16 protein-coding genes are annotated in these 14487 nt (G+C 68.5%); 15 read left to right on the top strand and 1 reads right to left on the bottom strand.

Annotated features, from left to right (window positions below):
• Positions 1-28: 28 nt before the first annotated feature.
• The 3 genes from BN3906_RS12290 to BN3906_RS12280 all read left to right on the top strand — a co-directional run bounded on the left by BN3906_RS12290 (position 29) and on the right by BN3906_RS12280 (position 1246).
• On the top strand, positions 29-346 hold the full coding sequence (locus tag BN3906_RS12290; protein ID WP_066588898.1) for a hypothetical protein: 318 nt from the start codon (positions 29-31) through the stop codon (positions 344-346).
• Positions 347-434: 88 nt separating this feature from the next.
• Positions 435-743 (top strand): hypothetical protein, encoded by a 309-nt coding sequence (locus tag BN3906_RS12285; protein ID WP_066588895.1) that lies wholly within the window; start codon positions 435-437, stop codon positions 741-743.
• The gene (locus tag BN3906_RS12280; protein ID WP_066588892.1) at positions 740-1246 is read left to right on the top strand and encodes a hypothetical protein; all 507 of its coding nucleotides are present in this window, start codon (positions 740-742) and stop codon (positions 1244-1246) included. Before BN3906_RS12285 ends, BN3906_RS12280 begins: the two co-directional genes overlap by 4 nt.
• A gap of 75 nt (positions 1247-1321) precedes the next feature.
• On the opposite strand, the gene BN3906_RS12275 is transcribed toward BN3906_RS12280, so the two are convergent.
• Positions 1322-3070 carry a hypothetical protein gene (locus tag BN3906_RS12275; RefSeq protein ID WP_066588889.1) on the bottom strand — a complete coding sequence of 583 codons (1749 nt, stop codon included), beginning with the start codon at positions 3068-3070 and terminating at the stop codon, positions 1322-1324.
• Positions 3071-3164: 94 nt separating this feature from the next.
• Between BN3906_RS12275 and hisD the strand changes: the two genes are divergently transcribed.
• The 12 genes from hisD (at position 3165) to trpC (ending at position 14449) form a co-directional block, all read left to right on the top strand.
• Complete coding sequence (gene hisD, locus BN3906_RS12270) at positions 3165-4517, top strand: histidinol dehydrogenase (RefSeq protein WP_066588887.1); 1353 nt, start codon at positions 3165-3167, stop codon at positions 4515-4517.
• A gap of 9 nt (positions 4518-4526) precedes the next feature.
• The gene (locus BN3906_RS12265) at positions 4527-5726 is read left to right on the top strand and encodes a histidinol-phosphate transaminase (RefSeq protein ID WP_066588885.1); all 1200 of its coding nucleotides are present in this window, start codon (positions 4527-4529) and stop codon (positions 5724-5726) included.
• Positions 5723-6328 (top strand): imidazoleglycerol-phosphate dehydratase HisB, encoded by a 606-nt coding sequence (gene hisB / locus BN3906_RS12260; protein WP_066588881.1) that lies wholly within the window; start codon positions 5723-5725, stop codon positions 6326-6328. The genes BN3906_RS12265 and hisB overlap by 4 nt, the downstream gene beginning before the upstream one ends.
• Positions 6325-7638: an MFS transporter gene (locus tag BN3906_RS12255; protein WP_066588878.1), complete on the top strand. Its 1314-nt coding sequence runs from the start codon at positions 6325-6327 to the stop codon at positions 7636-7638. The genes hisB and BN3906_RS12255 overlap by 4 nt, the downstream gene beginning before the upstream one ends.
• 46 nt (positions 7639-7684) lie before the next feature.
• Positions 7685-8335, top strand: coding sequence for an imidazole glycerol phosphate synthase subunit HisH (gene hisH, locus BN3906_RS12250; protein ID WP_066588875.1), 651 nt, complete (start codon positions 7685-7687; stop codon positions 8333-8335).
• A gap of 93 nt (positions 8336-8428) precedes the next feature.
• Positions 8429-9184, top strand: a complete 756-nt coding sequence (gene priA, locus BN3906_RS12245; RefSeq protein ID WP_066588864.1) for a bifunctional 1-(5-phosphoribosyl)-5-((5-phosphoribosylamino)methylideneamino)imidazole-4-carboxamide isomerase/phosphoribosylanthranilate isomerase PriA — start codon at positions 8429-8431, stop codon at positions 9182-9184.
• Positions 9181-10203, top strand: coding sequence for an inositol monophosphatase family protein (locus BN3906_RS12240; protein ID WP_078057427.1), 1023 nt, complete (start codon positions 9181-9183; stop codon positions 10201-10203). The genes priA and BN3906_RS12240 overlap by 4 nt, the downstream gene beginning before the upstream one ends.
• Positions 10200-10976: an imidazole glycerol phosphate synthase subunit HisF gene (hisF, locus tag BN3906_RS12235; RefSeq protein ID WP_066588862.1), complete on the top strand. Its 777-nt coding sequence runs from the start codon at positions 10200-10202 to the stop codon at positions 10974-10976. Before BN3906_RS12240 ends, hisF begins: the two co-directional genes overlap by 4 nt.
• Positions 10973-11335: a phosphoribosyl-AMP cyclohydrolase gene (gene hisI, locus BN3906_RS12230; protein WP_066588860.1), complete on the top strand. Its 363-nt coding sequence runs from the start codon at positions 10973-10975 to the stop codon at positions 11333-11335. The genes hisF and hisI overlap by 4 nt, the downstream gene beginning before the upstream one ends.
• Position 11336: 1 nt before the next feature.
• Positions 11337-12884 carry an anthranilate synthase component I gene (locus BN3906_RS12225; RefSeq protein WP_066588858.1) on the top strand — a complete coding sequence of 516 codons (1548 nt, stop codon included), beginning with the start codon at positions 11337-11339 and terminating at the stop codon, positions 12882-12884.
• Positions 12885-12985: 101 nt separating this feature from the next.
• Positions 12986-13612, top strand: coding sequence for a TIGR02234 family membrane protein (locus BN3906_RS12220; protein WP_066589956.1), 627 nt, complete (start codon positions 12986-12988; stop codon positions 13610-13612).
• Between the two features lie 33 nt (positions 13613-13645).
• Complete coding sequence (gene trpC / locus BN3906_RS12215) at positions 13646-14449, top strand: indole-3-glycerol phosphate synthase TrpC (RefSeq protein WP_066588855.1); 804 nt, start codon at positions 13646-13648, stop codon at positions 14447-14449.
• The last annotated feature ends 38 nt before the right edge of the window (positions 14450-14487 follow it).

Below are 14487 nucleotides of genomic sequence, written 5' to 3'. Positions count from 1 at the left end.
TCTCCGGGACTGAAGGGATTTCAACGACATGGCTTTCGGACGCACAGGGCTCAGATCCGGGCTCAGGCGCGGGCCCGGCGCGGTGACGGCAGTGGTGCTCGCAGGAGTCCTCGCCCTCACCGCCTGTGGATCAGATGACGGAGACCCGGCATCGGACAGTGCCGCAGCAGCCGCATCCGGAGCCTCGTCCGGGGCGTCGGGAGCATCGTCGGCCGCCCCGGCCGACAACGGAGACGGTCAGGCCTCAACTTCCGGCGATCCTTCCGCTCCTGCCGACCCCGCGGCACCGGGATCCCCCGACGGCCAGGGCCCCGACGGGGCGGGCGCCGCCCCGGGTGAGCGCTAGATGTGAAAAAGAGCCAGCCCCGGGAGCACCCGCCCCTGCAGCAGGTCAGCCCGCAGGCGACGACAGCCGGCAGATCACTGACCTGATCATGGGGCTCAACGGTGACATCCCCGTGGCGGATGCCATGCAGTACACCGTGGACCACTCCTGCAGTGCCTATCTCGCTTCACGGGGTGGTCGGGATGTACTCCAGCAGCAGGTCGACGCCCTGCGCCAGACCAGTGGCGGGGCCACTCAGGGGCAGTTGGCCAACCAGGTCACCGAAGTCAGGGATATCCGCGTCGACGGTGACCGGGCCACCGCCACCGCCGTCGGGACGGTCCAGGGACAGGACAGTATCCAGGAGGTGCCCCTCCAGAGGGAGAACGGGGCCTGGACGCTCTGTCCTTCAGCATGAACAGGAGAGCACTCGGAGAATGGGGCAGGGTGACCGCCCTGGCACTCATCGTCTTCGCTGTCGCCGGTGCCGCCTGGGGCTGGTGGCAGCCGGTGACCACCGGTGAGGTGACCGACGACCTCACCGCCGTGACCGGTCTCTCCGGGGAGGACGCCCCGGTCACCGCATTCGGCATGTACGTGATCGTGACGGGCATACTGGGTGCCGCACTTGCCGGGTGGATGTTCGCCGCCGCCCGCAGTCTGCGGGGACCGGTGGCACTGCTGGGGGCCAGCGTCCTGTCCTTCCTGGGTTCCGGCGTGTTCCTGCTGTTCGGGGGCTACGTCACCTCCCATTTCAGGGCAACCGACCTGGACGGGGACCTCGTCGCAGGACAGCAGGTCACCCTCGTCGCCGATGTCGGTGCCGGGGTGGGGTTCCTGGTCGCTCCGGCGGCAGCGGTTCTGGTGTACTGGGCCTGTGCCCTCTTCTCCTCCGACCGGGCGTTCGAGCGATCACTCTAGGCAGCTGTCCGGTGACCGTGCGGGGTGGCCGCGGCAGGTGACTGTGCAGGGGGACCGGGTCGTAGGGGGCCCGGTCTAGCCCTGGCGCAGGTTCCTCAGTGCGAGGTAGCCCTCCCAGGCGGCGTTCTCACCGGTGTCGGCAGGCTCCCCGCCCCCGGCCGGGCCGGGGAGCCTGGTGAGCTCACTGTGTGCCAGGTCCAGGGCGCGGTCACAGGAGTCGCCGTCGCCCTGGTCCAGGTACATTTCTGCGGCACTGACCCAGTTGAGAGCGGCGCCGGAGTGGTCCCTGGCCTCACGGAAAAGTCTGGCGGCGCGTTCGGCGTAACCGACGGCGAGGTCCGGGCGGTCAGCCATCTCCCACACTGAGGACATGTCCTCGTTCCAGTCGGCGACATGCCAGGTCAGCATGTCGGAACCGTCGTCACCGGGCACGGTCGCCGGAACCTGGGCGGGTGTCGCGGGATCCTCGAGGACACGCAGTGCCCTCTCCATCAGTTCGACTGCCCGGGAGAACTCCCCGGAGGAACACCGCTCGCGGGCGGCTGTGCGCAGCATCCGGGCGGCGTCGACCGGCTCTCCCCGGTCGAGGTGGAGTGCGGCGGCACGCTCCAGCAGGGCGACAACCGTCTCACCCGAGTTCGATGACCCGGAGGTGCCTGCCTCGCCCGCGTCCTCCGCCGCCATCGCGGCGATGGACAGGCAGGCGAGGGTCCGCTCGTCGTCACCGGTGAGTGCCGACCAGTCCGCTGTGGACGCCGCGAGTGCGAAAGCTTCATAGGGGAGGTCTGCTCCCAGAGCGGAGCGTGCACGAACCGCGCGGAGGTTGAGCAGGGCGGGGCCCACCGGGGCACCGTCGAGGGCTGCGTCATAGCGTCGCGCCAGCTCATAGGCGGAGTCGTAGTCGCCTTCGGCGTTGAGCAGCTGACAGACCTGTTCGGCACGGTGGAGTCCTTCCAGCGGTGCCCCGGTCTCCAGCGCAAGATCGGCGCAGACCCGCCAGTGCCGTAGTACGCCCTCGGCGTCCATGTCGCCTGCGGTGTCACCGGCGGTGAGGGCGAAGAATCCCAGCATGTCATGGGCTTCGTAGACCTGTGTCGGGGACGTCGCGACGTCCAGTCGGGCGCGGTATGCCGAGACCGTGTCCACCGCGTCGGCGGTGCGGCCGTCGGCGTGCAGCTGCTGGGCACGGGTGAGGATCCGGTCGCCCTCCTGGCCTGCCAGGGTGGTGAACCGGTCGACGTATTCGCGGAAGATCCCCCGCATCGCAGTGTGTTCAGTCGAGGTCGCGCAGGTGAGGCCGGCACCTGCGGCAAGAGACAGGCACACGCGTTCTTCCGCGGTCAGGTCGCTGTCCGGCCGGGCTCCGAGCCCGGAGATCTCACCGGCCAGGTCATGGAGCAGGGCGGCTGACGGGGGCAGGGTGGTGGTGAGCACGGCGTCGTCGCACTCCACCGTCATCGCCACGAGGGTCAGCGACGCCAGTGCCAGGAGCGCCGGACCTGCGGCACCGGTGGACTGTGCAGCCGTACGCCAGGCCCGGATCTCGGCGACGGCTTCGTCGTGAAGGTCCATGCGGTCGGCTGCCGCGGCGCGGAGGACGTGGAACTCGGTCCGTTCGGGTCCGGTCAGCCCGTCGGGCAGGTCGTCAGGGGACGCCAGCCAGAACTCGGTGGCGAAACGGCTCGTCAACGACCAGCTTTCCGCGTGGTCGCCGCGCGCTGATGCGGCGAGCGACTCCCGGAGGAGTCCGGTGAGTTCCCGGATCTTCCTGTCGTCACTGTTCCGGGAACCTTCAGGATCCGGACCCTGCCCCGGTTCTGCCATCGTGCTCAAGACCCTCCGTCCCGTCGGCTGTGTGCTCTACGTCTAGAATCTGCAGACGATACCCGACCATCACCTGAGGAGACGATCCCAGCTCATGCTTTCGCGTCTGGATCTGAGGGGAAAGACCCCCTCGACCGCCGAACTCCGCCGCATCCTGCCCCGCGGAGGTGTCGACATCGACCATGTGCTGCCGGCGGTGACACCGGTGGTCACCGCAGTGCGTGACGGCGGTGCGGCCGCTGCCCTGGACTACGGCGAAAAGTTCGACCATGTCCGGCCCGCCGCAGTCCGCGTGCCGGATTCTGTGGTCGCCGATGCCGCCGCGAACCTCGACCCGAAGATCACCGACGCCCTCACCGAGGCGATCTCCCGCGTCCGCGCCTTCCACGCCACCCAGGTTCCCGCGGACGCGACCGTGGAGATCGCCCCCGGAGGCCTCGTCGGAGAGCGGTGGATCCCGGTCAACCGCGTGGGCCTCTACGTTCCCGGTGGTAAGGCCGTGTACCCCTCTTCTGTGATCATGAACGTCGTTCCTGCCCAGGAGGCCGGTGTCGGTTCACTGGTGGTCTGCTCTCCGCCGCAGGCGGACTGCGGCGGCTGGCCGCACCCGACCGTCCTCGCCGCCTGTTCACTGCTCGGGGTGGACGAGATCTGGGCGGTCGGGGGTGCCCAGGCGGTCGCACTGTTGGCCTACGGTGACGACGCGGAGGGGCTCGACCCCGTCGACCTCATCACCGGGCCGGGGAACATCTTCGTCACCGCGGCGAAGCGCCTGTGCCGCTCGGTCGTCGGGATCGACTCGGAGGCGGGGCCGACCGAGATCGCTGTACTGGCGGACGCGGAGGCAGACCCGGTGGCGGTCGCCTACGATCTCATCAGCCAGGCGGAACATGATCCGATGGCGGCGTCCGTGCTCATCACGGACTCCGAGGAACTGGCGGACGCCGTGGACCGGGAGATCACGCAGCGTTACCGGGTCACTCTCAACCACGACCGGGTCAGTGAGGCACTGACCGGTGTCCAGTCCGGGATCATCCTCACCGACGACCTGGACGCCTCCGTCCGGGTCGCTGACGCCTACGCCGCCGAGCACCTGGAGGTCCAGACCGTGGACGCCGACGCCGTGGCGGCGCGGATCACGAATGCCGGGGCGGTCTTCATCGGCCCGTACTCCCCGGTTCCGTTGGGTGACTACGCCGCGGGGTCCAACCATGTGCTGCCGACCTCCGGTACCGCACGGCACTCCTCGGGACTGTCCACGCACACTTTCCTGAAGCATGTCGACGTCATCCGGTACGACCGCAACGCCCTCAAGGAGGTCGCGGACACGGTCGTCACCCTCGCCGACGCTGAGCGGCTGCCCGCGCACGGTGAAGCGGTCAGGGCACGGTTCGGTGACACCGCGACAGGCGCTGCAGCAGGCACCGCGACGGACTCAGAGAGCTGAGGAGCTGACATGACCGGTCTCAACGACCTTCCACTTCGACCTGAGCTCCGCGGGAAGTCCGCCTACGGTGCGCCCCAGCTCAGCGTGACCAACCAGCTGAACACCAATGAGAACCCCTACCCGCCCTCCCCGGGGCTCGTCGGAGAGCTCGTGGAGGAGGTGCGCAGGCTCGCCACCACCCTGAACCGTTACCCTGAACGGGACGCCACCGAGCTGCGTGACGACCTGGCGTCCTACGTCTCCACACGGACCGGTGTCCGGGTGACCCGTGACCAGGTGTGGGCGGCCAACGGATCCAACGAGATCCTCCAGCAGCTGCTCCAGGCGTTCGGCGGGCCCGGACGCCAGGTGATGGGATTCACTCCGAGCTACTCCATGCACCCGATCCTCGCCTCCGGTACCCAGACGGAGTTCACCGCGGTGCCGCGGACCGGGGAGAACTTCGACATCGACGTCGATGCCGCGGTCGCCGAGATCCGCTCACGGCGTCCCGACATCGTCTTCGTCACGACCCCGAACAATCCGACCGGGGGGGTGACCCCCCTGGAGGATCTGCGCCGCATCATCGCGGCAGAAGAGGAGGTCGGGGGAATCGTCATCGTCGACGAGGCCTACGCGGAGTTCTCCGACGGACCCAGTGCCGTGACACTGCTGGCCGACCACCGGAAGTCCCTGGTCGTGTCGAGGACGATGTCGAAAGCCTTCGACTTCGCGGGAGGCAGGCTCGGCTACTTCGTCGCCGACCCGGCGTTCATCGAGGCGGTCATGCTGGTACGGCTGCCGTACCACCTTTCCACCCTGTCCCAGGCGGCGGCGAGGGTCGCACTCAGGCACGCCGGTGAAACGCTGGCCACTGTCGCCGCGATCCGTGACGAGAGGATCCGGGTCGAGGCAGCTCTGGTGGACATGGGTTACCGGGTGGTGCCGAGCGAGTCGAACTTCATCTTCTTCCGGGTGCCTTTCGCCGGCACAGAGACGGGTACAGGGACGGGTACAGTCGCCGACGCCGCAGGGCCCGCCGGGGAGCCGGGGGTCTCCTCCGGTGAGGTGGAACCTGACGCGCACGAGGTCTGGCAGAAGTTCCTCGACTACGACGTCCTCATCCGCGACGTGGGTGTGCCGGGTCATCTCCGGGTGACTGTCGGCCTGCCCGCGGAGAACGACGCCTTCCTGACCGCCGCAGACAAGATCATCGGAGAGTACAAGTGAGCACACCGCGCATCGGCCGTATTGAGCGGGTCACCCGGGAATCATCCGTCACAGTCGAGATCAACCTCGACGGCACCGGAGTGACCGAGGTGGACACCGGTCTGCCCTTCTTCGACCACATGCTCACCGCTTTCGGCACCCACGGGAGTTTCGACCTCACCGTGCATGCGGACGGGGACACCGAGGTGGACGCCCACCACACCGTGGAGGACACCGCGATCGTCCTCGGAAGTGCGCTGGCCCGGGCGCTCGGGGACAAGCGCGGTATCCGGCGCTTCGCCGACTCCTGGATCCCCATGGACGAGACCCTGGTGCAGGCGGTCGTGGACGTGTCGGGCCGTCCCTACTACGTGGGCACGGGTGAGCCGGACACCATGCTCACCACCGTCATCGGCGGGCACTACGCCACCGTGATCAACCAGCACTTCTTCGAGTCGCTGGCGTTCAACGCGAAGATCGCCCTGCACGTGCGGTGCATCTACGGCCGTGACCCCCACCATGTCACGGAGGCGGAGTTCAAGGCGGTGGCGCGCGCTCTACGGGCCGCGACCGAGTCCGACCCGCGGGTCACGGGGGTCCCGTCCACCAAGGGAACACTGTGACGACTGGGGGCACTGCACTGGCGGTACTCAAAGTCAAGGGTCTTCCCCTGACACTGCTCAGTGTCTTCTGCGCTTTCCTCGGCTGGTCCCTTCTGCTGCCGGTGATTCCGGTGGCGATGCTCGACGACGGTTACGGCGACACCCTCGCCGGACTGTCCACCGGCGTCTTCATGGCAGCCACGGTGGTCACACAGTTCTTCGTCCCCCGCCTTCTGCGGTCGGTGGGCTATGTGCCGGTGATGATCGCCGCCTCGGTGCTGCTGGGGGTTCCCTCGGCGTTCTACCTCATCGACGGAGGACCCTGGCTGGTTCTCGTGGTCTCCGCTGTGCGGGGAACCGGTTTCGGTGCCGTCACCGTCGCACAGTCCGCACTGCTCGCAGAGCTGGTGCCGCCCCGCCAGCTGGGCCGGGCGAACGCCTTTTTCGGTGCGGCCATCGGTGTGGGGGAGATACTCGGCTTCAGTATCGGGCTGACCCTGTACACCCGTGCCGGTGACAGCGTCTTCCTCGTTGCCGTCCTGTGCGGTGTCGTCGGTGCGGTCGGTGCCGTCGGCGTCCCCCCGCTGCGCGCCGAACCGGGGAAGAAGAGGACGCCGCAGACAGGTGACGACGCAGACGCTCCGGTCAGTGCCGGGACAGGTCCGGGAGCCGGACACGCCCCGCTGTGGAAACTGGCGTTCGTACCGGTGGTCGGGTTGTGCACCGGTGCGATGGGCTTCGGTGCCCTGTCCGCCTTCGCAGCCCCCGCGGTCGACGGTATCGACCCTGCGGCTGCCGCGACGGTGGCCGGGTCCGCGCTGGCGGTCACCGGAGGGGCGCAGATCCTCGGCCGCGTCATCTCGGGTTCGTGGGCCGACCGTATCGGGGAGCCGGGAAGGCTCGTCGTCTGGGCGTCCCTCTGTGCGGTCGGGGGGATGCTGGCGATGGCGGCCGTGATCCATGCCGCCCCCACGGGGCCGGGCCTTGTCGTCGGTGCGCTGGCGTCGGCGGCGTTGTTCGGGCTGGGATTCGGAGGGGTCCAGTCGGAGACCCTGCTGATGATGTTCGACAGGATGCCCAGGGACCGGGTCTCTGAGGCGTCCGCCACATGGAACATGTCCTTCGACTCCGGGACCGGGACCGGCTCGGCAGTTCTGGGCGTCGTCGCAGCCTCCTCCGGCTACGGCGGAGTGTTCCTCGCCGGCGCAGGACTGGTGGGGCTGGGGACGGTCACCCTGGGCGCCGACCGTTTCCTCGGCAGGCACCGGGTGGTCGAGGAGCACAACATCCGGACCCGGCTGCGCCGTCTGACCACGGGCTTCCGTCGGTGAGCCCTGACGCTGTGGCGGTGCGTCGCGGAGGCTAGAATCGACGGTCATGGCAACTCCTTCGGTCGCACTGCTCGACTACGGCTCCGGTAACCTCCGTTCGGCCCAACGGGCTCTGGAACATGTGGGCGCGGAGGTCACGGTCACCGCTGATCCGGACACGGTGCTCAACGCAGACGGGCTTCTCGTGCCCGGGGTCGGCAACTTCGGTGCCTGTATGACCGGGCTGCGGGCGGTCCACGGGGACCGTCTCATCGACCTGCGTCTTTCAGGGGGACGCCCCGTGTTCGGTATCTGCGTCGGTATGCAGGTCCTCTTCTCCTTCGGGACCGAGGGCTCCGACGGCGACGGTCCGGGTACCGACGGCTGCGGCCAGTGGCCCGGCACGGTGACGAAACTGGAGGCGGAGGTTCTGCCGCACATGGGCTGGAACACAGTCCGGGTTCCCGCCGACAGTCAGCTGTTCGCCGGTGCCCGACCGGAGGAGAGGTACTACTTCGTGCACTCGTATGCGGCCCGGGAGTGGGAGCTGGAGACGGACGGTCATACGGAGGCACCCAAGGTCACCTGGGCGCAGCACGAGGACTGCCGCTTCGTCGCCGCGGTCGAGAACGGTCCGTTGTGGGCGACCCAGTTCCATCCTGAGAAATCGGGGGAGGCCGGTGCGCTGCTGCTGCGCAACTGGCTGGCCACCCTCTGACCTCCACCCCTGTACCCGACCATGTATCCACACTGTGGGATACTCGGTCCCACCATACGACTTCCCCGTCTGTCCCCGCGTTAGGATGTTCCCATGACTCTCACACTGCTTCCCGCCGTCGACGTCCGTGACGGACAGGCCGTCCGTCTGGTCCAGGGAGCCTCCGGCTCCGAGACAGGTTACGGTGCGCCCCTGGATGCCGCATTGGCCTGGCAGGACGCCGGGGCACAGTGGGTGCACCTGGTCGACCTGGACGCCGCCTTCGGCACCGGCAGCAACTTCGAGCAGCTCAGCGAGGTCATCGGGCGTCTCGACGTCGACGTCGAACTGTCCGGCGGTATCCGGGACGACGCCTCCCTCGAACGCGCGCTGTCCACCGGCTGCCGCCGGGTGAACGTCGGGACCGCGGCCCTCGAGAACCCGGAGTGGTGCCGCCGGGTCATCGGAGAGTACGGGGACCGGGTCGCCGTGGGCCTGGACACCCGTGAGATCGACGGTGAGTGGAGGCTGCGGGGCCGGGGCTGGGTCTCCGACGGCGGCGACCTGTGGGAGGTCCTCGAGCGGCTGGACTCCGAAGGTTGCTCACGGTTCGTGGTCACCGACGTCTCCCGTGACGGCATGCTCTCCGGTCCGAACATCGAACTGCTGCGCGAGGTCGCCGCGGCGACCTCGGCACCGGTGGTCGCCTCCGGCGGCATCTCTGAGCTCCGGGACATCGCCGCCCTCGCCGCCGTCGTCGACGAAGGGGTTGACTCGGCCATCGTGGGCAAGGCCCTCTACGCCGGACGGTTCACCCTCGAAGAGGCACTCGCCGTCGCCCGCGGCGGGTCGCAGGAGCAGATCCGATGACCGATTCGCCCGACAGCAGCCTGTCCACCGGTGCGGAGAATGCACCGGAGCTCCGCGCCACCGAGATCGTCGAGCACGAGATCGACACCCGTTCCCTCCTCGCGATCGCCGAAGCCGCCGTCGACGAGGCGGAGACCACCTTCACCGCAGCCGTGGGAGCCGACCCTTCGGTGATGAAGAGTCCCGGAGACTTCGCCACCGAGGCGGACCTGTCCGTGGAACGGCAGCTGCGCTCACTGCTCACCCGGTACACCGGACTACCGGTGCACGGGGAGGAGTACGGGGTCGTCCGTCCCGGGGAACAGGTCGAGGTCAACCCCAACGACGAGTATGCCGACGAGTTCGACGGCCCCCGCAGTCCCTCCCATGAGCCGTCGAACCCCGGTCTCAACGAACTCCCGGAGACCTGCTGGGTCGTCGACCCCATAGACGGGACCGCGAACTACGCTGTCGGCAACCCGCTGTGCTGCATCCTGGTCTCCCTCGTGCACAAAGGGGAGGCCGTGGTCGCCGTCTGCGAGATGCCGCTGCTGGGCAGCCGCATCACCGCGAGGAAGGGGCACGGACTCTTCGTCGACGGGCACCCCGCCCGTCCCATGCCGCCGTCGGACCCCGGTCTGACCCAGATCGGTTTCGGTTCGATCCTGTCCCAGCGGCGGGGCAATCTTCCGGTGTCGTACCGTCAGGACATGCTCAATGCCATCGGCCGGACCTATCCACGGATGCGGGTCACCGGATCCTGCGGGATAGACCTCGCCTTCACCGCGGCCGGAGTTTTCGGAGGCACCGTGACCTTCAGCCCGAATCTGTGGGACAACTGCGCCGGCATCCTGATGATCCGCGAGAACGGGGGAGAGGTCACGGACTTCGCCGGCAACAGGTGGGTCCCCGGTGTCTCCGGCATCGTCGCCGGAGAGCCGGAGGTCCACGCCAACCTGCTCAGACACATCCAGTCGGTGTCGATCGGCTCCGCCGCCCGCACCGCCCAGGACGTCAAGGACCGTGGAGGTATCCGATGAGTGTCGCAGTACGTGTCATCCCCTGTCTGGACGTCGACGAAGGCCGCGTCGTCAAAGGGGTCAACTTCGGGAACCTGCGTGACGCCGGTGACCCGGTCGAACTCGCCGCGCGCTATGACGCCGAAGGCGCCGACGAACTGACCTTCCTCGACGTCTCGGCGTCGAAGGAGGGGCGGGGAACGATGCTGGACGTGGTGCGCCGCACCGCGGACCAGGTCTTCATCCCGCTGACTGTCGGTGGCGGGGTGCGCAGCGAGGACGACGTCGACCAGCTGCTCCGCGCCGGTGCGGACAAGGTGTCGGTGAACACCTCGGCGATACGGCGTCCCGAACTGCTCAGTGAGCTTTCCGCGCGCTTCGGCGCGCAGTGCATCGTGCTCTCGGTCGACGCCCGCCGTGTGCCCGAGGGAGGACGCCCGCAACCCTCCGGATTCGAGGTCACCACCCACGGAGGAACCAGATCTGCGGAGCTTGACGCCGTCGGGTGGGCACGGCGCGGGCAGGAGCTCGGCGTCGGCGAGATCCTGCTGAACTCCATGGACGGCGACGGTACCCGCGAAGGCTTCGACCTGGAACTGATCCGCCTGGTGCGTGCGGCAGTCACCATTCCGGTCATCGCCTCAGGCGGTGCAGGTAAGGCGGAGGACTTCCCTCCTGCCGTCAGGGCCGGGGCAGACGCCGTCCTCGCGGCCTCCGTCTTCCACTTCGGTGACATCACCGTCGGAGAGGTCAAGGACGCGATGGCGCAGGCCGGAATCGAGGTCCGGAGGTGACCGGCCGTACCGACCCCGCAGACTTCGACCTCGACCCGGCCATCGCCGCACGGCTGAAGAGGGACGCCGCGGGTCTGGTTCCCGCGGTCGTCCAGGAACTGTCCAGCGGTGACGTCCTCATGCTCGCCTGGATGGACGACCACGCCCTGGCCCACACCCTCGCCACCCGCAAGGGCACCTACTGGTCACGGTCCCGCCGCAGCTACTGGGTCAAGGGGGAGACCTCCGGACACACCCAGTACGTCCACGAGGTCCGCCTGGACTGCGACGGTGACACGGTACTGCTCAAGGTCGACCAGACCGGCGGGGCCTGCCACACAGGAGACCACAGCTGCTTCGACGCAGACCGACTGGCCTAGGATGGCAGCGATGACTACAGACCCGTACCAGATCACTTCTCTGGACACCTTCCGCCGACTCGGCGCCCGCCACCGGGTGGTTCCCGTGGTGCGCAAAGTCCTCGCCGACGGCGAGAGTGCCCTGAGCGCCTACATGAAACTCGCGGGGGACCGGCCGGGGACCTTCCTCCTGGAGTCCGCCGCCCCCGGACAGTCCTGGTCCCGCCACTCCTTCATCGGCACCGGTGCCCGGTGTGCCCTGGTGGCCAGGGACGGGCAGGCGCACTGGACCGGTAACGCCCCGTCCGACCTGGTCGACGGCCCCACCGACCCGGTGGAGGCCGTGCGTCACACCCTCGATGTCCTGCACACCGAGCCTCTGCCGGGGTTACCGACCCTGAGCTCGGGCCTGGTCGGCTACATGGGCCATGACATGGTCCGCTACATCGAGGATCTCCCCGACACCTGTGTCGACGACCTCCATGTCCCGGACATGGTCCAGCTTCTCGTCGACACCCTCGCCGTCGTCGACCACCACGAGGGCACCATCTGGCTCATCGCCAACGCCGTGAACTGGGACGGTTCGGATGACCGGATCGAACAGGCCTACGAGGACGCCGTCGCCCGGGTGGAGGAGATGGAACGGCGGCTCGCCACCCCGTCAGAGCTGCCGGCCGTGACGTTCTCGACCCCCGACCCCGAGTTCCGGCGCCAGCGGACGAGGGAGGAGCACATCCGGCGGATCGGACTGTGCAAGGAGCACATCCTCGCCGGGGACGCCTTCCAGATCGTGCTGTCACAACGCTTCGAGATGGACACGCAGGTGCCGGGGACGGACATCTACCGCATGCTGCGCGTGGCGAACCCGAGTCCCTACATGTTCCTCGTAAACATTCCCTCCGACGACTTCTCGCGGACGGACTTCCAGATCATCGGCTCGTCACCGGAGTCACTGGTGCAGGTGCAGGACGGCAGGGTGACGACGTTCCCGATCGCGGGTTCGCGTCCCCGTGGGGCGAACTTCGAGGAGGACCAGCTGCTGGAGAAAGAGCTGCTCGCCGACGAGAAGGAGAACTCCGAGCATCTCATGCTGGTCGATCTGGGACGCAACGACCTCGGCAGAGTCTGTGAGCCGGGGACCGTCACCGTCCACGACTTCCGTCACGTGGAGCGGTATTCCGCGATCATGCACCTTGTCTCCGGGGTGTCAGGAAGGCTGGCCCCGGGGAAGACGGCGCTCGACGCCTTCACCGCCACCTTTCCGGCAGGGACACTGTCGGGTGCTCCGAAGCCGTCGGCCCTGGCCATCATCGACGAGCTGGAGGACACACGCCGGGGAGTCTACGGGGGTACGGTCGGGTACTTCGACTTCTCGGGGAACACCGACCAGGCCATCGCCATCCGTACCGGGCTCTACCGCGACGGTACGGTGTTCGTCCAGGCAGGTGGTGGAATCGTCGCGGACTCCGACCCCGAGGCTGAGGACCTGGAGACCAGGAACAAGGCTCTCGCAGTTCTCCGTGCGGTAGCCGCGGCGGAGACGGTCCGCCCGGTGGGGGTGGACCGGTGAGCGACGCGACCCGTGACACGACCGGGGCAGAGGACCGGAACGACGGCGCGGCCCGGAACAGTACCGGAGGCAGGGTACGCAGGAAGCTTGACGGCCGGAGCCTGGCTCTGGGGCTCACCGTGCTCAGCGCGGCCGGGTTGTGGGGTACCGGTCAGATGACCTGGCTGACCGCCACCGTGTCCGACGACAAGACCGGGGAGTCCACCAAGGAGATCATCGGTCGGGTGTGGGATGCTGCCGGGACTCCCCTGGCCCTGGCGATGCTCGCGGCGATGATCCTCTCCTTCGCGCTGCCTCCGGTGGCCCGGCGCGTCCTGGGGGGTTTCAGTGCCGCCCTGGCGGCGGTCGCCGGTTTCGCGGCGGTGGCCCTGCTCGGCGGTGATCCCGACCTGGATCGGGCGCAGCAGCTTCTGACCAGCGGTGCCGCCACCCAGCGGCAGTCCTCACCGGTACAGATCTCCGAATGGGCGGTGGTGACCGACGCCAGCGTCCACACCTTCCCTGTGATCCTCGCCCTCGCCGCCGCGGCGTGCGGAATTGTCGGTGGTGTCCTGCTGGCCATGAAGCCGGGGCAGGCCCGCCACGGGCACAGCCGTTACGAGACCCCGGAGGCGCGTCGCGAAGGGGTGGTCGAGGATCTCCGGGAGGATCCGGGGTCGGGGAGGGTGATCTGGGACGCACTCGACGCCGGGGTCGATCCGACGGAGCGGGACAGTCGGGCTGATTGAGACCCGGGGTGTCCCGGCGGCTACCATGGGCGCATGACTGTTCTCGACGAGATCATCGCAGGTGTCCTGGAGGACACCGCCCGCCGCGAAGCTGAGGTCCCGCTCGCGGAGATCAAGGCCCGTGCCCTGGACGCCCCCGCTCCCCGGGATGCCCTGTCCGCCCTGTCGGCGCCCTCCGTCAGTGTCATCGCCGAGGTCAAACGGGCCAGCCCTTCGAAGGGGCATCTCGCCGAGATTCCCGAGCCGGAGATCCTCGCCAGGGCCTACGAGGCCAACGGTGCGGCGGTGATCAGCTGTCTGACGGAGGAGCGTCGCTTCCACGGCTCCCTGGCGGACTTCGACAGGGTCCGGGCAGCTGTGGACGTCCCCCTGCTCCGTAAGGACTTCACCACGACCCCGTACCAGATTCACGAGGCACGGGCCCACGGGGCCGATGTCATCCTCCTCATCGTCGCCGCCCTCGAGCAGGACCGGCTGGAGTCACTGCTGGAGAGGACCGAGTCCCTGGGCATGACGGCGCTGGTGGAGGTGCACACCGAGCAGGAGTGCGAGAGGGCACTGTCCGTGGGTGCGAAGGTGGTGGGTGTCAACGCCAGGAACCTCCGGACCCTGGAGGTGGACACCACGGTGTTCGGGAGGATCGCCCCGATGATTCCGGAGGGGGTCGTCAAGGTCGCCGAGTCCGGGGTCCGCAGCAAGACCGACCTGCAGACCTACGCGGCCGCGGGGGCGGATGCGATTCTCGTGGGAGAGGGACTGGTCACTGCACCGAATCCGGGGCAGGCGTGCCGGTCGCTGGTGGCGGCTGGCCAGCATCCTGCGTTCCCGCGCTTCTGAGCGGGAGAGGAGCGGGGCGTCCGGGCTGTACGTTTGAC

The organism is Corynebacterium provencense, from assembly GCA_900049755.1.
In the GTDB taxonomy this organism is placed as follows: Bacteria; Actinomycetota; Actinomycetes; order Mycobacteriales; family Mycobacteriaceae; genus Corynebacterium; species Corynebacterium neomassiliense.
Note: the sequence above shows the minus strand (reverse complement) of the source record. Positions and strands in the feature narration are given on the sequence as shown.